We start from the raw sequence: 22585 nt of genomic DNA, 5'->3' as shown, positions 1-22585 counted from the left end.
ACCTCAAAAGGATCAAAGTTTAAGAAAAGAGACTTTTCTAATACATAAATCGATTTTTAAATCTAATACGATCAAATTGCTGGAGGGAATCTTGGTTCACGTTTTTACCTATTTTCACCATTAAACAATTGGCAGGATGCGAGCATATTTCAGGGTCATCCGTTGCAAACCATTCTAGCCCGCCTGCTTTCATCATTTTTTCCATTACCTTACGATATTCCCAAACACTGAGCCCCGTTCCTTTCAAATCCCAATGCCAATAATATTCTGTTGTAATTGTAATATAATTTTCCATATAATCATCCATCATCGAAACTCTTAATAAGCTTTTTCCAACTGATGCGCCTCTATATTTAGGGATTACTTCAATTGCCCCCAACTCTATTAAATTACTCATTTTTCCTTCTGACCAGCGCTCTAAAGGATCTGGGTAGAGAAAGGTAACATAGCCAATTACTGTTTCATGCTCTCTAGCGATGATGATCCTGCCCTCAGCCAAATCTGCAATTTCGATTAAAGCTTTGTGCTGCAGGGAAGAGGGGCGAAAAGCGACTAAATCTTTATGGAATTCTAAGTTTGTAAGTTGTTTAGAAGAAATTGGCCCTTCGATGATTATATTTCCATGTGCAGTTTTAAGTTCCATAGCATTATAAATTTTTTTATGTTCCATTTAGTAATTCACCCGCTAAATAGTTATTTATTATTATACATAATTATCATAATTATATAAAAAAGACTTTTAATATTTCAAAAGGTAAGCGTTTTCATTTAATTGAACCCTATATATTATAACATTTTCATAGATACGTTCCAGCCTAAAAAAATTGAGATATTAGAAATTTTATATTATAATAATTGTGTGAAAATTATTTTAATAATGTTTATGGATTCAAGAAAAAGATTATTTAATAAGTTTAATATTGAATATTGAACTTTCTTATCTTGGAAAAGGGGTTGTAAGCATGAAAGTAGAAGCGTTACCAGCAATTAAGGGAACATATAATCTTCAAGACTATGAAGAAACATACAATGCCTTTGATTGGAAGAAAGCAGAAAAGTCATTTTCATGGGCTGAAACAGGCAAGGTGAATATAGCTTATGAAGCGATTGATCGTCATGCAGAATCGTTTCGTAAAAACAAAGTAGCGCTATATTACCGAAATGATTCAAGAAAAGAAAAGTATACATTCAAGGAACTGAAAGAATACACAAATAAAGCAGGAAACGTTTTTAAATCATATGGTGATGTTGAAAAAGGGGATAGAGTTTTTGTTTTTATGCCAAGATCGCCTGAGTTTTATTTTGCGGCACTAGGAGCAATTAAGCTTGGAGCCATAGTTGGCCCATTGTTTGAAGCATTTATGGAAGGTGCTGTTAAAGATCGTTTAGAAGATAGTGAAGCAAAGGTATTAGTGACAACTCCTGAATTATTGGATCGTGTTCCAGTTGATAGATTACCGGCTTTAAAAACAATCTTTTTAGTTGGATCAGATGTTAAGGAAGAAGGAAAATATGTAGATTTTCTAAAGCACTTAGATAAAGCATCCTCGAAGCTAGAGATTGAGTGGGTAGATAGGAATGATGGTTTGATCCTACATTATACTTCAGGTTCTACTGGTAAACCAAAAGGTGTGCTTCATGTCCATAATGCCATGATCCAACAGTATCAAACTGCTAAATGGGTATTAGATTTACAGGAAGAGGATATTTATTGGTGCACAGCCGACCCGGGATGGGTGACTGGAACATCTTACGGAATGTTCGGTCCTTGGTTGACGGGAGCATCCAATGTCATCATTGGTGGACGCTTTAGCCCTGATGCATGGTATAGGACAATTGAGGAATTTGGTGTTACGGTTTGGTACAGTGCACCAACTTCTTTTAGGATGTTAATGGGTGCCGGCGATGAGGTTATTAAAAAATATGATCTTTCGTCTCTTCGTCATATTTTAAGTGTTGGTGAACCGCTTAATCCAGAGGTTATTCGCTGGGGAATGAAGGTATTCAATCATCGTATTCATGACACATGGTGGATGACCGAAACAGGTGCACATTTAATTTGTAATTATCCTACTATGGATATAAAGCCAGGTTCTATGGGAAAACCTATCCCTGGTGTGGAAGCAGCGATTGTGGATGACCAAGGCAATGTTCTTCCTCCAAATCGTATGGGCAATCTTGCCATTAAACGTGGTTGGCCATCAATGATGTATACGATTTGGAACAATCAAGCTAAATATGATTCGTACTTCTTTCCAAACGGCTGGTATGTATCAGGTGATTCAGCATATATGGATGAAGAGGGGTATTTCTGGTTTCAAGGACGCGTGGATGATGTCATCATGACTGCTGGTGAACGTGTCGGTCCATTTGAAGTGGAAAGCAAATTATTAGAGCATCCAGCTGTTGCAGAGGCAGGAGTAATAGGCAAGCCTGACCCTGTACGCGGTGAAATCATTAAGGCTTTTGTTGCATTAATAGAGGGGTATGAAGCGTCTGATGAATTAAAAGAAGAGATTCGCCAATTTGTCAAAAGAGGTTTCGCTGCCCATGCTGCGCCAAGAGAAATAGAGTTCCGTGACAAGCTTCCAAAAACAAGAAGTGGAAAAATTATGCGCCGAGTCCTAAAGGCTTGGGAACTTGATTTGCCTGTTGGTGATTTATCTACAATGGAAGATTAAGGAAAGTGGAAGCTCCTTTCTCATCCGCTAGCCGATAGGCGCTATTGAAATTGTAGTGCAAATTTCACCTGGAGCTAGACAGGGTTAAACATGTTAAATAAAACATAAGGTAATAATCTTATACTTCCTTAACCTCTAGATAGTGGAAAGCCCGCACCTTTTATGGTGCGGGCTTTCCTTTCGCTATACATTAATGGTTTAGATCAATTATATCTAAATCCTCGTTATCCTTCTTCTTTCCATCTGGCCCTGTATCTTTTTGATCATCTTCAGGATTCTTATTTCCAATCTGAATAATGTTAGAATGGATTGATTCATTACCTGCAACATCTACTGCTACAACATATACTTGTGCATTATTTGTGTAATAAGATAAAGTGGAACCACTGCTAACAGATGTTAGCTTCTTCCCATCTTCACTATATACTCGATAGCCAACAACATCCGAGCTAGGTGACACTGTCCATTTGATAAGATTTCCTTCTCTCGTTACTTTTACAGGTAATGGTGGTTTCCCATCATCCGTTATTCGATCATCTGGAACGAGAATTTTACTCCAAAGTGGATTATTAGGTATTAGCTTTTTCAAATCTTTCAATTGATTCGCACCAATTTCTTTTATAAAGTCTGGATTTAGTAAAAATCCAGATTTAGCGAATTCAGCTGGTGTTGAACTTAAGGCTAAATAGTTTTTGCCTTTGATTGTTACATATTTACCTTCCAGTAAGCTGTCATCTATCTTTGTCGGAGCAAATTTCGCATTAAACAAATCAGATCGTATAAGACCTGCATTCGAACATGCTCTAGATGGTAAATTCCCGGAAATAGCACAATATGATTTTTTTACTATCCCACTAGGCATACTAAAACGTTCTTTAGGAGCAATTAAGCCTGGTTTAACATCATAAGCAGCATTCATTAGTTTGCTCCATATTTGTAAATTTCTTATGCTATAACTTGGATAGTTTACTGCTCTTAAATCACTTGGAGTGTCATAGCCAATCCATGTTCCGAACGTAACATTTGGATTCGTAGCAACAAACCATGCATCTTTCCAATCTTGAGTAGTACCTGTTTTTCCAGCCCAGTCTGCTGAAAACTTAAGCATTCCTTTAACAGATACTGCTGTACCGTAACTTAATACATCTCTCATCATATCAATAGTTAAATAAGACGTTTGCGGACTGAAAACTGGCACTGGTTTTGACTTATGCTTGTAAATCGTTTTTCCATTCTTGTCGACAATTTTATCAATTAAATAAGCGTCTACAAACTGGCCGCCATTGGCAAATGTGGCATATGCATTAACATTTTCCTCAACCGTAACTCCATTAGTAATTCCCCCAAGTGATAGCGAAGGATTATAATAATCACCATCTGTTAGGCTTGTAATGCCCATTTTCTTTAAATAATCAGCTGGCCTTTGATTCATAATATTTAAATACGTTTTCGCTGCAGAAATATTATAGGAATTGGCTAACGCTTGTCTTGCCGTTACAAGTCCATATTCTTTTCCGACCGTATAGTTTTCTGGACTCCATTCTTTACCGCCAGACTTAATAGAGAATTTTGTATCGGCAATCATACTTCCGGGAGATATTTTTCCAAGCTCAAGGGACGGTCCATATACTAACAATGGTTTCATAGTCGATCCATTTGGGCGTTTTGCTTGTGTTGCATGGTTTAATTGTTCAAGCTTAAAATCACGTCCGCCAACAAAGCTTAATATCTTACCTGTGCTATTTTCAATCAGCATCGCACCAATTTGGACGGGCTCTATTCTGCTTTTTTCTTTTCCTGTTTTAGGGTCTGTATAGGTAACGGTATTGATTGGCCCATACCCATTAAATTCATTTTTTGCTTTTTGCATTTTATCATATATATCTTTTATTACTGTCGTATGAATTTGATATCCATTTTGACGTATATTTCGATTTGCTAGTGTTACATATTTATCATTTAATGCCTTATTATTTTGTAAATCGGATTCGGAATGTCCATTTTTTTGAGCTAAAATAATCGCAATGATACCAATCGCTCTTTTTTCGATTTCATCTGTCAGCCACGGATATTTTTCCCTTGGACTTTTTACGGAAGCAATAAAATCCTTTTTGATATCATATTGAAGGGCATCTTGATATTCTTTATCATTTATATAACCATTATCGTGCATACGGCTTAAAACCGTTTTCATTCGATCAATTCCAGGTTGTAAGTTTTTCTTTAACGTTCCTTGATTTGTAAATGGTGTATAACCAAATGGACTTTGCGGCAAACCAGCAATAAAGGCGGATTGTGGTAGATTTAAATCCTTTGCACTTACTCCGAAAATTCCTTTCGCTGCACTTTGAACACCAGCAATATTTTGACCAGATGAATTTCGGCCAAATGTAGAGTCGTTTAGATAAGCATCTAAAATCTGATTTTTTGAAAAGAACTTTTCTAATCTTAATGCTAATAAGACTTCCTTTGCTTTTCGATCAAAGGAAACTTCGTTTGTTAAAATTTGATTTTTAACAATTTGTTGGGTTAATGTACTTCCACCTGTTTGCACGGAGGAATTTGTCATCTCTTGAATAATGGCACGAAGGAGTGCTTTCGGTACAATCCCATGATGTTGATAAAAGTATTGATCCTCCGTTGCGATTAATCCCTTAATTAAATAGTCGGAAACTTGTCCGATGGATACCTCTTCATGTTCTAAATCTGTCCGCATTTTACCTAAATACACATTGTTTGCGAAATAAATTTTAGATGTTTGGTTATCATCATAAATTTCCTTCTTCATTTCAGCATAAGTACGAATGGGTTCGTCCTTTACTAAGGAGGCAAAATAACCGGCACCTACTCCGCCTGCAAAGGATAATCCAATGATTGCAACAATCATAAAAAGAAGGAGTAGATTCCAGATAACCCCATGTGTAATTCGTGTCCGTCTTAGCAGTTTGTCATTTTGCAAAAACGAAAAAAACTTTTCATACATTTTCTTCAATATCTCTATCTTTTCTTTCATCCATATCCCCCCAAAATCACCTTCATTATAGCATAAGCAAGGAAAGGAATTAGTAGATTACCGTAAATTTAACTTATTTGTTATGTTTAGAATTTCCTTTAGAAATGGAAGAATGCAAACTAATTTGTTGTTAATATTAATAATTTGATTTGGAAATTCAAAAATTTAAAGTAAGTATCAAAAAAGGATTTGACATTGATTCGTGAGTATGTTTAAAATGTATTAAGTTTTATTAATAATTTATTATGAAGTGCTTTGAAGGAATAAAGTAGTCTTTCTATCCCTGTTTTAAGAGAATCGGTGGGTGGTGTGAACCGATACATATAGAGAAGATGAATTACATTCTGGAGCTTTTGCTGTGAATATTAGTAGCAGCAAACGGATGAATTTCGTTAAAAATTTTTGAGTGGAGAATTTTTTTCTCAAGTTGGGTGGTACCACGGATATTCCGTCCCTTCGTTTTTTAAACGAAGGGACTTTTTATTTTTAAAGGAGTGATTTGGATGAACTTGTTAGAAGATTTACAATGGCGAGGAATTGTTTATCAGCAAACAGATGAAGAAGGCTTACAAAAAACGTTAGATGAAAATAAAATCTCCCTTTACTGCGGAATCGATCCGACCGCAGATAGTATGCATATTGGTCATTTACTGCCATACTTGACATTACGTCGCTTTCAACAGGCTGGGCATCGTCCAATTGTATTAGTAGGTGGTGCAACAGGATTAATCGGAGATCCAAGTGGAAAAAAAGAAGAGAGAAAGCTGCTTACTATTGAAAATGTTCAAGAAAATGTGGAAGGTATCAAGAAGCAACTTAAGCAAATTTTCCAGTTTGAAGGCGAAAATGCAGCAATCATGACAAATAATTATGATTGGGCAGGTTCTATGGATTTAGTTACATTCTTGCGTGACTACGGAAAATACATTGGTGTCAACTATATGCTGGCAAAAGATACGATTTCATCCAGATTAGAGACGGGAATATCTTTTACAGAATTCACTTATACGATTTTACAAGCCATTGACTTTTTACATTTATACCAAAACCATGAATGTAAATTACAAATTGGCGGAAGTGATCAATGGGGCAATATCACAACTGGTTTAGAGCTCATCCGGAAAGTGGAAGAAGAGGGTGCAAAAGCTTATGGTTTAACAATTCCGCTTGTTACTAAGGCAGACGGAACAAAATTCGGTAAGACGGAAAGCGGAACTGTTTGGTTAGATCCAGAAAAAACGAGTCCATATGAGTTCTACCAATTCTGGATTAATACTGCAGATGCAGATGTAGTGAAATACTTAAAATACTTTACATTCTTATCTCACGCGGAAATTGAAGTATTAGCAAAATCTGTAGAAGAGGAACCGCACTTGCGTAAAGCTCAGAAAGCTCTTGCAGAGGAAATGACACGACTAATTCATGGTGAAGCCTCTTTGCAGCAAGCATTGAAAATCACGGATGCGCTTTTCAGCGGGGATATCAAAAACTTAACTGCAAGTGAAATCAAACAAGGCTTTAAAGATGTACCTTCCTTTGACATTTCAAAGGATAGCGATTTAAATCTTGTTGATTTACTAGTGGAAGCAAAAATCGTTCCTTCTAAACGTCAAGCTCGTGAAGATATTCAAAATGGAGCGATCTATATAAATGGAGAACGTAATTCTGATGTAGGTTATGTATTGGCAGAAAGTGACCGTATTGAAGGTGAATTTACCGTTATCCGTAAAGGGAAAAAGAAATATTTCTTGATTAAATTCATTTAATTAAAATGATTCCACTCAGTGCAAAGCATAAAAGATTTTGAAATCGAAATCTTTTATGCTTTTTATATTATTTTTTATCTCTTACATACAATTGGAAAAATACTCAAAAAGTGAAAAAAACTAAAGAAGAACCATTAGCATAAAGTTTTGTACCTACATATCAACTGAAACTATTTTCATTAATATTCGTAAAATATGCTATAGAAAAGGAGGGAAGATTTAGGTGAGTAATAATACCGCAAATAAAAATTCTTCAAAGATCGGCCTTGGAATATTTGTAGTGATTATATTAATTATTGGTAGTCTCATATTTTGGTATTTCAATACAGCTGCTGGAGAAAGAACCATAAAAAACATTCATTCTAATAACTCTGGTGGTTTAGAAAGAACGGTAAAAGTTTATGGAAATAATGGGCAGTTGATTAAAGAATACAAAGGCAAAATTGATATTAAAGACACTGAATATGGGAATAAGGTGCTTTTTGATTTAAATGGTAAAAGAATAGTAATTTATAATGCAACGGTAATTACAGAAGAGAATTAAACAATGTGAGTTGATGTAAATGGCAAGCAATGAAACAACAAATTACTATTCAGATGAATATAGATATTAAATATAGGATACTGTTTGTTAATATTTTAAAAGCTCTCTAAATGAACCAATTGCAAAAACCCTAGAAACCATTGTTACAACAATGGTTCTAGGGTTTTTGCAATTGCTATTTAAATAATGATAGAGTCCTTCATGAAGTAGATGAAGGACAAGATGCAGGAAAAGCAAAAGGAAAATGTCCTTCATGAAGTAGATGAAAGACAAGATGCAGGAAAAGCAAAAGGAATATGTCCTTCATGAAGTAGATGAAGGACAAGAAGCAGGAAAAGCAAAAGGAAAATGTCCTTCATGAAGTAGATGAAGGACAAGATACAGTAAAAACAAAAAGTAAATGTCCTTCATAAAAGATATTGAGAACATTTACTCAAGTAATAAAAAAACCAAAAAACCATTAATGAAAAATTAACATGTACTCTATAGAGTAGACACGATTAAAAGTTTACGAGTGCTTTTTTTTGTCACTTATCAGAGTTTACTACTGTTCAGATAATTCCTAAATTTGATATAATTCATCTACCCTTACAAAAATAATAATGTTTAGCAGGTGATATATTATTTAGTCGAAAAATACATAATATTGATATTTGGGAAATTTTAATAAAAAATACCCAATCTTAAATTACAATTTTTTCTCTGGGGTGAAAACTATGGCTTTGAATAATCTAATAGTTTCAGATAAGTATTCTTACCTGAAAGTAGAAAGGCTAAAACTTGAATATGAATGGGAAAAGTTTATTTCTGGTAATGGCACACCCCAAACGATCAGCCCTATAATGTATGATTCATGGCAGCGTTGTTTGGAGCAGGGAATCAGCCCACTTCAAAGTAAGACTTCTATCACCCTTGCTGAAGAAGAAATTAAGGAATATGTGACAACAGATCCCCTATTTCGTACTTTAAGACCGATACTAACGGAATTAAAAGATATGTATATGGATTCTGGCTATTTGATAACGTTTTGTAACCCTTCAGGTGAAATCCTTTATTTGGACGGGGAATTATCTTTAATGCTAAAGGCGGAAGATATTAATTTTGTAGCTGGATCCTCTTGGGCTGAAAATAACGCAGGCACAAATGCCATTGGAACAGCCATAGCAACAAATTCTCCGATTCAAGTCTTTGCCGGAGAACACTTTTGCCAAGAGGTACAAAAGTGGACATGCTCAGCAGCTCCTATCCATGATCCAGCTACCCAAAAAATTTTGGGTGTTATTGACCTGACAGGGATATGGACAGTCAATCACCCTCATTTTTTATCTGTAGTAATGAAAGCGGCACAAGATGTTAATGGGATGCTACATAAGCAATTGAGATTAGAACGGTTTAAGCTGCTGGAATATTACCAAAGCAAGAAGATTTCTTGGCAGTCAAAGTCCTGTTTAGCGGTGTTAGATCGCGGAGGAAAGGTTATTAAGGCGGATTCTTTATTTTACGAACAAGGTTTGATTAATTCGAACCATTTCTTGATAAGCGGTCCTTCTCTATCATTTTCCTTAATGTCAAAAAAGCAATGGTATTATGAACACTTAAATGGGGTTTGGAGTTTTGAGCTAACCCCTTATATCTATGGAGGAATGCCGATCGGTTTCGTTGTTTCCGTTATACCTCCACCATTAACAAATTTTAAGGACATTTATTTTGCTCCAAAAACTTCTTTATATAGCGTGATAGATGCAAAGCTTTCATCCTTTTCAACTATCAATAGCGGGGCTATCATAGCCGATCTTAATGAAAAAAAACAAGATGTAGAGAAAAAATCAATTAAAGTATCCGATTTCTATAAATCTCTTTTTGATCATAATCCTGATGGCATCTATTCTTGTGATTTTCAGGGGAATTTATTGGATGCAAATCCAGCTTTGGAAAGAATGCTTGGTTATATGGTTAAAGAACTTCAAGAGATTTCACTTTCTTCATTGATTCTTCCAGAATACTGGGAAATAGGGATGGAGTATTTAGATAAAACAATGAAAGGAGCACCACAGGAATATGAGGTGGCGGTCAAGCACAAAGGTGGATATCGATTAGATTTAATAATAAAAAGCTTCCCTATTTTTATAGACAATGAGATTGTGGGAGTTTATGGAATTGTAAAAGATATTACTAAAAATAAGCAAATGGAAGAAGATCTACAATTGACTAAACAACAATTGGATTTGTTTCTTAAAAATACTGTTGATTCTATTATTATTTTTGATTTAAAACACAATATCATAAAAGTGAATAAAGCGTTTGAGGAAGTATTCGGTTGGACTGAACAAGAAGTAATAGGGAGACAAGTCCCTATTATTCCCGATTTTTTAGTTGATCATTGCAACATAATCTTTCAAAAAATATTGGATGACAAGCATGTGATGTCGTTTGAGACGATTAGACAACATAAAGATGGAAGTCTTATTGATGTTAGCAGCTTCGTTTCTCCAATTGTAAATGCAAAAGGAAATGTGACAGCTTTCGTAACCATCTTAAGAGATATTACGAAAAATAAACGAATGGAAGAAGCATTGAAAGAAAGCGAAAAAAGATTACGTACTTTAATTAATGCCATGCCTGACATTGTTATCTTTAAAGATGGTGAAGGAAGGTGGCTTGAAGCGAATAAGTATGCCCTTTCCTATTTTCAATTTGAGAATGTTCCCTATCATGGCAAAAAATATAGCGAACTGGTTCCTGCATGTAATAATCTCTTTCAAGATACGTCTTCTCTTAGCGAGAAAACCGATCAAGAAGCGTGGGAAAAAGGCTGTGTTATCCGAAGTCAAATAGTTCCTCAACATGATGGGAAAATTTTCGATATTATTAAAGTTCCTATTTTTTACCCAGATGGCAAACGTAAAGGACTTGTGATTATAGGGCGTGATATAACGGAACTGAAGCAAACAGAAGAATTATTAAGAAAATCGGAAAAGCTTGCTGTGGTAGGCCAATTATCAGCAGGAATTGCACACGAAATTCGAAATCCATTGACTTCGCTTAAAGGATTTCTGAGTTTATTACAATCTTCTATAGATAAGAGCAATGAATGGTATTTCGATGTGATGGTATCTGAAATTAACAGAATTGAATCCATTACCAATCATTTTATGGCAATAGCCAAGCCACAGGCTGTCACTATTCAACTACAGGATTTGCGAATGTTAATCAAACAGGTTTTAATTATTGTTTATCCTGAAGCAACCATGAACAATATACAAATTATGATGGAGGAGAAAGACGACATTCCATTGATTCGATGCGAAGTTAACCAATTAAAACAAGTATTTATCAATATCTTAAAAAATGCGATTGAAGCGATGCAAAGTGGAGGGGAAATAGTGATTCAAGTAATGAAACACGACCACAACTTTGTTTTAATTCGTTATATTGATCAAGGATGCGGAATTCCAAAAGATCGTATTCCATATCTTGGAGAGCCTTTTTATAGTCTCAAAGAAAAAGGAACCGGCTTAGGATTAATGATGTGTTATAAAATTATTGAAGAGCATCAAGGGAAGATTATGATTGAAAGTGAAATCAATAAAGGAACAACCGTCAATGTTATGTTACCCATCCACAATTCATAAAAAAAGCAGAAAAACGTCGATATATCAACGTTTTTCTGCTTTTTAAATACCGGCTTATTCGAACCGTTTTTATTAACGAGAGTAGAACTCAACGATGAATGATTCGTTAATTTCTGCTGGTAATTCAGAACGTTCTGGTAAACGTGTGAAAGTACCTTCAAGCTTATCAGCATCAAATGTTACAAACTCAGGAACATAGTTTGTTACTTCGATTGATTCTTTAATATTAGATAAGTTACGAGATTTTTCACGTACGCCGATTGTTTGTCCTGGTAATACGCGGTAAGATGGAATATCAACGCGTTTGCCATTAACAAGAACGTGGCCGTGGTTTACAAGCTGACGAGCTTGACGACGTGTACGAGCTAAACCAAGACGATAAACAAGGTTATCCAAACGTGATTCAAGAAGAATCATGAAGTTTTCACCGTGCTTACCAGGCATTTTGCCAGCTTTCACGTAAGTGTTATGGAATTGACGTTCGTTTACTCCATACATATGGCGAAGCTTTTGTTTTTCTTGTAATTGCAAACCATATTCAGATAATTTCTTACGTTGGTTAGGACCGTGTTGTCCTGGAGCGTAAGGGCGTTTTTCTAATTCTTTACCAGTACCGCTTAGTGAAATACCAAGGCGGCGTGATAATTTCCAACTTGGACCAGTATAGCGAGCCATGAATGACTCCTCCTCTTTGTTTTTATTTTGTTGTAAAATAAAAACAGATGTGAACATGCAAATATGGGTATGATGTTTTCATGTACCATCGCCCTAGCAGCTAAGGGTTACGCGATACACCACATTCTAGAGGTGAGAAGTGAATTGGGATATAAAATCACCGATCGTTACTTCAATATTTCTACAAATACCCTCTAGACTGGGAACAAAATACATTCATAAAGTTGTCCGCACAGGCTGCATTATTTTACACAAATTTCATTATATGATCCAATTACAATAAAGTCAAGGTGAAAATGAACTATCCATGCTCTATTGCTCTAATTAGTGTGAAAAATACATTGTTGGCTGATCCGCTTGAACAAGCCTTAGATTTGCCAATAACAGCGAAGTGAAAGTAAAAGGTCCAACAGTTACTTGCTGAGTTGAGATAAGTGATAGTTTTTATATTTTTAAATCTTCATTAAACTTCTTATCGTATCTATACAATTTTAGGAAAACAATAGTATAATAGTACTATTAAGGGATTTGTATATTTGTAATCTTTCATTATAAAAGGATCAGATATAATAGGGGATTGTAGATGGACATGAATAATGAGTATTTGTATAAAGAATTATTTAGAGTGACAGAGAAATTTCATTCGTCCATGGATGTAGAGAATGTTCTGTCTGAAATTATTTATACCTTAAAACGAGTTTTTCCGAACTTTGAATATAGTTTGATGATCTCTAACGATAATCACTACAATCAAGAACTACCTGTTAAACCATTACAATATGACAGTATGAATGACAGTGCCATGCAATCATTTGTAAATGGAACTACGCAAATCGATACAACTTGTGACAGCCATTTAACAAGATTATATTCACCTTTGCATGGAAAGCAAGGGGTCTATGGTGTTTTGGAAGTAATAACCTATGCTTCCTTTATGTTTAAACCGAATGAGATTGAATTTATAAGATTGCTCGCCAACACTGCCGGAAGTGCCTTAGAAAATGCAAAGCTATATCAGCAATCCAGAAGGCTAATAGAAGATTTGCAATTAATTAATGAAACTTCCCATGTATTAAATGGAAGCTCACGTTTACAGGAGACCGTTGGTTTTTTAATAGCACAAATCTCTAAGTCATTTCATGTAAAAACGATTGCTTTTATTCTTGTTAACGAGGATAATACAAAATCGATATTGGATGGAAGCAGTGAGTTTTTTTCATCGGAAAGCGGGAAGGACTATATACAATTTGTTTTTCAATCGTTACAAAATCAAAAGGATTCTATCCTTTTAAGCGATTTAAATGGGAAGATTTCAAGCGATTCTTTACCATATTTATCGATGATGGCCGTTCCGATGATGCAAAGCAATTCATTGAAAGGTTTTAGCATTGTTTTGCAGGAGAAGCCATACTTCTTTTCATTTGATATGTTTAAATTATTTCAATCCTTAATCCACCATTCTACCTTAGCGATTATGAACTCCATTTTGCGGGAAAAATTAGAGAAGATGGTGATAACGGATCAATTGACTCAATTGTTTGTAAAGAGTTATCTGAACAATCAAATTACGAAATCAATGCTGTCTGATAAGGAAGGTACATTTATTTTATTAGATATTGATAATTTTAAAGAAGTAAATGATACGTTTGGCCATCAGATTGGAGACGATGTTCTCGTACAAGTCGCTAATTTAATTTTGGACAATATCAGATCATCAGATATAGGAGCACGTTGGGGAGGAGAAGAACTGGCAGTCTACCTTCCAGGTGTATCTTTAAAAGTAGGAGCTCATATTGCAAAAAGGTTAGTCCAAGCCGTAAAAGAAAATACAAACCCACAGATTACGGTTTCTTGTGGTGTTTCCTATTGGAATAGGGAACGAAAAGATGAAGCCAAACATTTATTTCACCGTGCGGATTTAGGTCTTTATAATGCAAAAAGTCTTGGGAAAAATCAGGTTGTTATAAAAGAAGAATATCAAATAATGTAAAACGCCATCTATATCAGATGGCGTTTTTTACATTATTTTTATAAATACGTAACCAATACTTCTACAAATTTATTTAAATGGATTTCATCTATTTCATCAAAACGATTTTTAATAGGGCTATCGATATCAAGTACACCAATCAATTCTTCGTTTTTTATGAGTGGGACAACAATCTCTGATTGTGATGCTGCATCACAGGCAATATGACCAGGGAATTGATTAACATCTTCTACCCTAAGCGTCTTTCTTTCAGCAATTGCAGTACCGCAAACACCTCTGCCGAATGGTATTCGAACACATGCTGGCAATCCTTGAAATGGTCCTAATACTAATTGATCTTGTTCAACTAAATAAAAGCCTACCCAATTAATAGTATCGAGAAACTGATTTAAAAGGGCAGAGGCATTGCTTAGATTTGCAATTCGATTAGGTTCATCTTCAATAAGAGCTTGTAATTGCTTTGTTACTAGCTCATAATTTTTTTCTTTTGTACCTTGATAAGATTTTGCATGAAACATGAAATTCACCCTATTCTCTACAAAATATTTTTAAAATGAAGCATTTCTTGTCATATCCATTAGAAAGTGTCGATATTTTTTTATAGGAGAATTGCATAAAAGATAGAAGTCTATAAAAGTAAACACTTATGGAACTGTTTCTATAGAAATAGCATATTTAAAGAAAATGTACAAGAAAAAAGTATGAAATGAGGAATTCCATGGCAAAGGCAGTTATGTCGACAAAAGAAATTATTATGGATTCAGCCATACTATTATTTAATACAAAAGGGTATGATGGAACGTCGATCAGAGATATTTCAAACAAGGCCAATGTAAACTCAGCTAATATCTCTTATTATTTTCATAATAAACAGGGATTGCTTGAAGCATGTCTGGTGTACTTCTTTGAACATTACTTATCAATTTTAGAAGAGGAAGTAGAGATAATTAATTTGGATAATCGTAAAGAATGTTTAAAAAAGGCAATTTATAAGATATTAGTATTTCAAAGCAACCATCATCTTCTTACTAGATTAGTTTTGAGGGAAATTTCGATTGACTCACAAGTGATTAGAGAAATCATTTCGTCTTATTTAATGAAAGAGCGTTACTTATTCAAACGCTTACTAGGGGAAGAGAATGAACAGCAAACGATGATTAATCTAAAGATTATTCAACTAAAGAGCATGATCACCATGCCATTTCTAAACAGTCATTATTTACGAGAAGTTTTACACATTTTTCCTCATGAAAAATATTTTATTGAAAAGTATTTTCATGTTTTAGTGGAGTGGATAGATAATAGTGAAATGGTGAATTTCTCTATACGTACACCGTATTAAGACGGTGTTTTTTTTGTGGAATAATAAATAGCTGTCGATTTAATTCTATCTAGGGAGTAACAGCTAAAGATGAGCAGGGGACCAAAATTTATTTACACGCAGTACCCTCAAGTAATTTCGTTTATTTAAGCAGATTTTTTTCTGCTTTTTCACTTTATTATCGATTATTTTCATATAAAGTGTAATATTTATTCAAATAACCTTTCATTTTTGCAAAAATTAGCGAATTTAATAGTCAAAAATTGTCGTTACATGGTATCATATTTACATCATACATAAAATAACAAAATCGTAAAAAATAGATGCATTTCGGATAAACAGGAGGCTTAATGTCATGTATGGCATCATTGGCATAATTGTACTTATTCTTATATTATTAGTGATTGGTTTCATCATACGGAAAAAATATTATAAAGAAATTGACAAGCTTGAGGCTTGGAAAATTGATATTATGAATCGTCCTGTTTTGGATGAACTAGGAAAGGTCAAACAATTAAACATGACTGGTCAAACAGAAGAAAAGTTTGAACGATGGAGAAAGTCATGGGATGAAATTGTCGCAGTGCAGCTTCCGGATGTGGAAGATTATTTATTTGATATTGAAGAGTATACGGATAAATACCGTTTTAAACGTGCGAAAAGCGAGCAGGCAAAGATTGAAAAAGTGTTGCAGGATATTGAAGCGAAAATAGAAAACATTCTTTCCGAGTTAAGTGAATTAATCGGCAGCGAAGAAAAAAACAGAGTAGAAATAGAAAATTCACACAAAAAATATAAATCGTTGAAAAAACACTTGCTCATTCATCGACATAATTATGGGAAATCAATTAAGAAATTAGAACATCAGCTTGAGGAAATTGCTAACGGATTACAGCAATTTGAAGAATTAACAACGAACGGGGATTATTTAGAAGCACGGGAAGTCGTCATTGACTTAACTTCTAACTTGGAACAGCTTGATGAAAAAATCGAAAAAATTCCTGAATTACTAACGGAAATTGACACAATCCTTCCTTCACAAGTGAATGAAATCGCAGAGGGCCATAAAGAGATGGCGGAAAAAGGTTTTAAATTAGAACATCTGCAGCTTGAAAAAGAAGTGGACTATCTGAAGAAGGCACTTGATACTTATAGTAACTTTCTCGAAAATACAGAAATTGCTGAAGTAGAAAAAGGTGCCCTAGAAATAAAAGAAAAAATCGAAATATTATATGATCTGCTTGAAAAGGAAGTTCATGCAAAACAATACATTCATCAACATAAGGACACCGTTATAAGCTTATTTGAAAAATTAAAAGATACGAATGAAAAATTAATATCTGAAACAGAAATTGTTCAAGAAAGCTATCAGCTGTTAGATGGTGAACAAAAGATACCAAATAATATTGAGAAAGAATTGACTCAGCTAATTAAAAGATATGAAATGCTTGAAACGAAATTGAATGAGGAAAACTCAGCATTTACTATCCTTAGTGAAGACTTAAAGGAAATCAAACAGTTAATTGAAAAGTTAGAGAAGGAACAGCAAGAATTTTCTGAGCATCTTCAAACATTAAGAAAAGATGAACTAGAAGCACGGGATAAGATCCAAGAGCTTAAAAGAAGAATTACTGAAATGAAAAGATTAATTTCCAAAAGTAATGTTCCGGGGTTACCAAATGACTATAAATCTGTTTTTGAACAGGCTATGGAACATATACAGGATGTTTTTACAAGCCTGAATGAGAAGCCATTAAATATGGCCTCTGTACATAATCATTTAAATAATGCTATGGATACGGTGGAACATTTAAGCGGAAAAACAGAAGATCTTATAGAGAGTGCTGTTTTAGCAGAGAAGGTAATTCAGTATGGTAATCGGTATCGTGCCCGTTATCAAAAGGTTGCAATCGGTTTACAGGAAGCAGAAGAGGCATTTAGAAGCTTCGATTACCGATTAGCGCTTGAGGAAGCGGCAACAGCGGTAGAAGAAGTGGAACCTGGTGCTTTAAAACATATTGAAAAATTATTAAATGAGGAAGAATAAAGACAAAAGCGCAGATTCCGCTTTTGTCTTTTTTATGTTCAATAATCACAACTTATGATAAGATTTATGATTGTTAGCATTTTAATATTTTTATTTTTACTATTCAAATTAATGAAGGTGTTTTTCATGATATATTTCGATAATAGCGCAACAACAAAGCCATATGACGAGGTAGTAAATGCCTTTGTCAAAATTTCAACACAGTACTTTGCGAATCCATCTTCCTTACATGACTTAGGTGGTAAGGTGGAAGAACTTATAAAACAGGCTAGATTGCAAATAGCTAATATTCTAAATGTGAAAGCAAATGAAATCTTTTTTACTTCTGGTGGCACAGAAGGGAATAATTTAGCTATTAAAGGAACAGCCTTACAATATTCTTCTCGTGGAAAGCATATTATTATCTCGAATATTGAGCATGCCTCAGTATACGAAACATGTGAACAATTAAAAACATTGGGATATAAGATTACTTATTTACCTGTTGATCAAAATGGACAAGTAAATGTAATGGATCTGGAAAAAGCGATAACAGAGGAAACAATTCTGGTTTCCGTCATGCACGTAAATAATGAATTAGGGACGATTCAACCAATTAAGGAAATTGGAAGCATCTTAAAAAAATATCCAAAAGTATTATTTCATGTAGACCATGTACAAGGATTTGGAAAAGTTCCATTAGATTTATACAAAGCAAATATTGATTTATGTACCTTTTCAGCACATAAATTTCATGGTCTTAAAGGGAATGGTCTTGTATTTAAACGTGAAGGTGTTAGAATATCACCGCTTTTAACGGGAGGCAGCCAAGAAGGAAAACTTAGGAGCGGAACGGAGAACACCGGTGGTATTGTAACAATGGCGAAAGCTATGCGGATGATAGAAGAAAAAAGACAGGAAAAGAGTGCGGCACTCGGGCAGATCCGTGATTTTTTAATAGAGGAACTTGATCAAATACCACAAATACAAGTAAATACAAATCCGACTGTATCCGCACCACATATCATCAACTTTTCTGCGGTCGGTTTGCGAGGGGAAGTTATTGTACATGCACTTGAAAAGGAAACAGTTTATGTTTCAACAACAAGTGCTTGCTCATCGAAGCAAAAAAAACTTAGCAGAACATTATTGTCGGCGGGAGTTCCAGAAAATGTTGCTGAAAGTGCAGTAAGAATTAGCCTGTCATATGAAAATACTATGGATGAAGCGAGGGGCTTTATCCGAACCATTCAACAAGTTTTACAAAAATTAAATATGGTAATGAGGGATACAAAGTGAATTATGACCGTATATTAATCCGATATGGAGAATTATCTACAAAGGGCAGAAATCGAAAGCATTTTATTACTCACTTAAAAAGAAATATTCGTGGGGCATTAAAAGATCATCCAAATATCCACATCCTAGGTGGACATGACCGCATGTACATTCTATTAAACGGTGAAGAAAGCACGCCAATTATGGAGAAATTATCTACTATTTTTGGCATCCAATCATTTAGTTTAGCTGTTCGTACGGAAAGAAATATCGATAATATTCAACAAGTAGGATTATCATTAGTAGAGCAAATCTTTAATCCAGGAAACACCTTTAAAGTTACAACAAGAAGAGGGGATAAAACATTTGAGTATGATACAAATGAAATTAATCATGCTGTTGGGGGATATATTTTAAAAAATATCGAAAATATTAAGGTGGATGTAAAAAATCCAGATATTAACCTATTGGTGGATGTTCGACCAGATGCTATTTATTTATCATCTGAGGTCATTCAAGGTGCTGGAGGGCTTCCTGTTGGTTCATCTGGAAAAGCGATGCTCATGCTATCAGGAGGAATCGACAGCCCTGTTGCTGGATATTTAACGATGAAACGTGGAGTTCAAGTAGAGGCTGTTCATTTTGAGAGTCCACCATTTACAAGTGAACGGGCAAAACAAAAAACAATCGATTTAGCAAAGAAAATTTCAGCATATAGTGGATTTGTAAAAATGCATTTTGTACCTTTTACAAAAATGCAAGAAACAATACACAAACAAATTCCAGAAGGTTACTCTATGACAGCAACTAGAAGAATGATGTTGCGAATTACCGATGAAATCAGAAGAAGAAATGATGGATTAGCCATTGTAACAGGAGAAAGTCTAGGACAAGTGGCAAGTCAAACATTGGAAAGTATGCTAGCGATAAATGATGTTACAGCAACACCAATTTTACGGCCATTAATTTCTATGGACAAGCTGGAAATCATTGATATTGCAAAAAAGATTGATACATTTGATATTTCAAGCTTACCATTTGAAGATTGCTGTACCATTTTCACTCCACCTTCTCCTAAAACTAGACCTAAATTGTCAAAAATTCAATATTATGAAAGTGATGTTGACTTTGACACACTTATAGAAGAAGCCGTAAATAATATCGAGACAATAATAGTAAGTCATGAAAATCCTATGAAAAACGAACAATTTTCAGATTTATTTTAAATAAATATGGCTGTTTTCGTATAAATTGTTGCTTTTCGTTAGCAATAACAATAGAGCTTTAGAAAAAAGTCATTATTATAGCAAAAATTAATTATATAAGGAACAATTACCAACTGTTTCACTGCATGAAGGCATGTGTTTTTGCAAAATCTATACTCACAAGGAGGTGAAAACACATGCCGAACAACAATCAATTATTAGTAAGTGGTGTAGAACAAGCACTTGACCAAATGAAATATGAAATTGCTAATGAGTTTGGTGTAAGTCTTGGTGCTGATACAACTTCACGTGCTAACGGATCAGTTGGTGGTGAAATCACAAAACGCCTTGTTTCTATGGCTGAACAACAACTAGGCGGACATATTCATTAATTAAATATTGCATGGATAAGGGAGTGGGCAAATGCCCGCTCCTTTTTATGTTAATAAAACTCTTTAGGCTAACCTTTTTAAAAATTATGATCCACGTCTATCTCCAGTGCCGCCTATCAGCAAGCGGATTTCTCCGTCTCCTCCCTACGATATGTCAACATCAGGTGAAATAGCGAGTTTAATTTCACTCGGTAAAATTAAACTTCAAATATTATTCATCCGTAAGCCGATGAATAAGGCGCTTATGTATTTCTATTTAATAATTACAAATTTTTAAATTATTATGTATAATAGTAAAGAAGAAAATGTGCGAGGAGGAGTTTGGATGAACCGTGAGGATTTATTAGCACCAGAAAAATACAACATTGTAGAAGAAGTTGAACAGTTTGCACAAGATCCTTCTAAAATGGCCTTAAGATGGGAAGATGAACAAGGCGAAAAAAGAGAAATTACATATACTAATTTAATGAAGAATGTCAATAGAATTGGGAACGTTTTCCTACACAGCGGTCTGAAAAAGGGCGACGTTATTTTAGTAATGGTTCCCAGAATAATTGAAGCATATGAAATATATCTTGCCGCTTTAAAAACCGGGATTGTCGTAATTCCAAGCTCCGAAATGTTGAAATCAAAAGACTTACAATACCGTATTCAACATGCAAATGTTAAAGCTATTGCAGCTTACTATCCATATGTTCATCAATTTGATGAGATAGTAGATGCGAAAAGTATAATTAAATTTGTCGTTGGAGAAAAAACTGACGGTTGGAATTCCTTGCATGAATTAATGAATGCAACTGGGGATCATCTTGAAATATCTAATACCTCCAAAGATGATATGGCGTTTTTATCCTATACTTCTGGAACAACAGGTAATCCAAAAGGTGTCGTGCATACTCATGGCTGGGGATATGCCCATTTAAGGGCTGCAGCACCAAATTGGTTATGCATCGAAGAAGATGATGTGGTTTGGGCGACAGCTGGTCCAGGGTGGCAAAAATGGATATGGAGTCCGTTCTTATCTGTCTTAGGCTCAGGTGCAACAGGTTTTGTGTATAACGGGAAATTCGAACCAAAAACGTATCTACATCTTTTAGAAAAATATGATATAAATGTGTTATGCTGTACGCCTACAGAATATCGTTTAATGGCGAAAGTAGACAATTTGAATGAATATCAATTACCACTTTTACATAGTGCAGTGTCTGCTGGAGAACCATTAAATAGAGAAGTAATTGAGACGTTTAGGAAGTATTTTAATATTACGGTAAGAGATGGGTACGGACAAACGGAGAATACCCTACTAGTTGGTATTACGAAAGAAATGGATGTAAAGCCGGGTTCGATGGGGAAACCAATTCCTGGGAATAGTGTTGACATAATCGACGAAAGCGGAAATCCTTGTGTGGTTGGAGAAGTAGGCGATATTGCGGTTCACATTGAAACACCAGCATTATTTAAAAATTATTACAAGGATCCCGAACGAACTTCAAAGCAATTTAGAGGAGATTACTATGTTACTGGAGACAGGGCTAAGAAAGACGAAGATGGCTATTTTTGGTTTGAAGGTAGATCAGATGATATCATCATCAGCTCCGGATATACAATAGGGCCATTTGAAGTGGAAGATGCCCTTGTCAAACATCCTTTTGTAAAAGAATGTGCTGTTGTAGCCAGTCCTGATGAAATCCGCGGAAATATTGTGAAGGCCTATGTTATTCTTCAAGAAGGAATAACTCCAGAACAACCGGAACTAGTCAAAACATTACAAGACCATGTGAAAAATTTGACTGCACCTTATAAATATCCGCGTCAAATTGAATTTATTAATGAATTGCCAAAAACAACTTCAGGAAAAATTCGCCGCATTGAATTACGTCAACGTGAAATGGAAAAGGTCAACTAAAAATTTTAACAAATATTTTTAACAAAAAAGGTGGACGGTTTATTTATACTGTCTACCTTTCTTTCTTTTATAATAGCTCTTTTCTTAAACTACGTTACTTTTGTAGAAGAATATCTTATAATGAAACTTATTTGGGGTGAGAATGAAAAGATTTTT

Annotated in this window: 15 protein-coding genes and 1 other annotated feature; of the genes, 11 read left to right on the top strand and 4 right to left on the bottom strand. The window is 34.7% G+C overall.

All coding sequences use genetic code 11. The features are described from left to right. Positions 1 to 37: 37 nt before the first annotated feature. Positions 38 to 670 carry a GNAT family N-acetyltransferase gene (locus AC3WJF_RS06460; protein WP_492450459.1) on the bottom strand — a complete coding sequence of 211 codons (633 nt, stop codon included), beginning with the start codon at positions 668 to 670 and terminating at the stop codon, positions 38 to 40. Between the two features lie 292 nt (positions 671 to 962). Between AC3WJF_RS06460 and acsA the strand changes: the two genes are divergently transcribed. After that, the gene (gene acsA / locus AC3WJF_RS06455) at positions 963 to 2681 is read left to right on the top strand and encodes an acetate--CoA ligase (protein ID WP_492450457.1); all 1719 of its coding nucleotides are present in this window, start codon (positions 963 to 965) and stop codon (positions 2679 to 2681) included. 190 nt (positions 2682 to 2871) lie between these two features. Here the strand turns inward: acsA and AC3WJF_RS06450 are convergent, their stop codons facing one another. Beyond that, positions 2872 to 5694 (bottom strand): transglycosylase domain-containing protein, encoded by a 2823-nt coding sequence (locus AC3WJF_RS06450; protein ID WP_492450455.1) that lies wholly within the window; start codon positions 5692 to 5694, stop codon positions 2872 to 2874. A 246-nt stretch (positions 5695 to 5940) separates the two neighbouring features. Next, positions 5941 to 6153: a binding site (T-box leader), on the top strand. Positions 6154 to 6197: 44 nt separating this feature from the next. On the opposite strand from AC3WJF_RS06450, the gene tyrS reads away from it, so the two are divergent. The 3 genes from tyrS to AC3WJF_RS06435 all read left to right on the top strand — a co-directional run bounded on the left by tyrS (position 6198) and on the right by AC3WJF_RS06435 (position 11636). After that, positions 6198 to 7460, top strand: a complete 1263-nt coding sequence (tyrS, locus tag AC3WJF_RS06445) for a tyrosine--tRNA ligase (RefSeq protein WP_492450453.1) — start codon at positions 6198 to 6200, stop codon at positions 7458 to 7460. A gap of 223 nt (positions 7461 to 7683) precedes the next feature. Next, on the top strand, positions 7684 to 8004 hold the full coding sequence (locus AC3WJF_RS06440) for a hypothetical protein (RefSeq protein ID WP_492450451.1): 321 nt from the start codon (positions 7684 to 7686) through the stop codon (positions 8002 to 8004). 716 nt (positions 8005 to 8720) lie between these two features. Further along, on the top strand, positions 8721 to 11636 hold the full coding sequence (locus AC3WJF_RS06435; protein ID WP_492450449.1) for a PAS domain S-box protein: 2916 nt from the start codon (positions 8721 to 8723) through the stop codon (positions 11634 to 11636). 72 nt (positions 11637 to 11708) lie between these two features. Here the strand turns inward: AC3WJF_RS06435 and rpsD are convergent, their stop codons facing one another. After that, positions 11709 to 12311, bottom strand: coding sequence for a 30S ribosomal protein S4 (gene rpsD / locus AC3WJF_RS06430; RefSeq protein ID WP_492450447.1), 603 nt, complete (start codon positions 12309 to 12311; stop codon positions 11709 to 11711). 583 nt (positions 12312 to 12894) lie between these two features. Between rpsD and AC3WJF_RS06425 the strand changes: the two genes are divergently transcribed. Further along, complete coding sequence (locus AC3WJF_RS06425) at positions 12895 to 14301, top strand: sensor domain-containing diguanylate cyclase (protein WP_492450446.1); 1407 nt, start codon at positions 12895 to 12897, stop codon at positions 14299 to 14301. A 38-nt stretch (positions 14302 to 14339) separates the two neighbouring features. Here the strand turns inward: AC3WJF_RS06425 and AC3WJF_RS06420 are convergent, their stop codons facing one another. Further along, entirely contained in the window at positions 14340 to 14819 is a 480-nt protein-coding gene (locus tag AC3WJF_RS06420) for a GAF domain-containing protein (protein ID WP_492450444.1), read from the bottom strand. A 200-nt stretch (positions 14820 to 15019) separates the two neighbouring features. On the opposite strand from AC3WJF_RS06420, the gene refZ reads away from it, so the two are divergent. From refZ to mbcS, 6 genes are all read left to right on the top strand, one after another. Continuing rightward, positions 15020 to 15643, top strand: coding sequence for a forespore capture DNA-binding protein RefZ (gene refZ / locus AC3WJF_RS06415; protein WP_492450442.1), 624 nt, complete (start codon positions 15020 to 15022; stop codon positions 15641 to 15643). 334 nt (positions 15644 to 15977) lie between these two features. After that, complete coding sequence (gene ezrA / locus AC3WJF_RS06410; RefSeq protein WP_492450440.1) at positions 15978 to 17669, top strand: septation ring formation regulator EzrA; 1692 nt, start codon at positions 15978 to 15980, stop codon at positions 17667 to 17669. A 126-nt stretch (positions 17670 to 17795) separates the two neighbouring features. Further along, positions 17796 to 18947 carry a cysteine desulfurase family protein gene (locus AC3WJF_RS06405; RefSeq protein ID WP_492450438.1) on the top strand — a complete coding sequence of 384 codons (1152 nt, stop codon included), beginning with the start codon at positions 17796 to 17798 and terminating at the stop codon, positions 18945 to 18947. Beyond that, positions 18944 to 20152 (top strand): tRNA uracil 4-sulfurtransferase ThiI, encoded by a 1209-nt coding sequence (gene thiI / locus AC3WJF_RS06400; RefSeq protein WP_492450437.1) that lies wholly within the window; start codon positions 18944 to 18946, stop codon positions 20150 to 20152. The genes AC3WJF_RS06405 and thiI overlap by 4 nt, the downstream gene beginning before the upstream one ends. A 176-nt stretch (positions 20153 to 20328) precedes the next feature. After that, complete coding sequence (locus AC3WJF_RS06395; protein ID WP_492450435.1) at positions 20329 to 20523, top strand: alpha/beta-type small acid-soluble spore protein; 195 nt, start codon at positions 20329 to 20331, stop codon at positions 20521 to 20523. A 325-nt stretch (positions 20524 to 20848) separates the two neighbouring features. After that, positions 20849 to 22429 (top strand): acyl-CoA synthetase MbcS, encoded by a 1581-nt coding sequence (gene mbcS / locus AC3WJF_RS06390; RefSeq protein ID WP_492450433.1) that lies wholly within the window; start codon positions 20849 to 20851, stop codon positions 22427 to 22429. The last annotated feature ends 156 nt before the right edge of the window (positions 22430 to 22585 follow it).

It is taken from the genome of Heyndrickxia sp. FW510-T9 (assembly GCF_058781025.1).
Note: the sequence above shows the minus strand (reverse complement) of the source record. Positions and strands in the feature narration are given on the sequence as shown.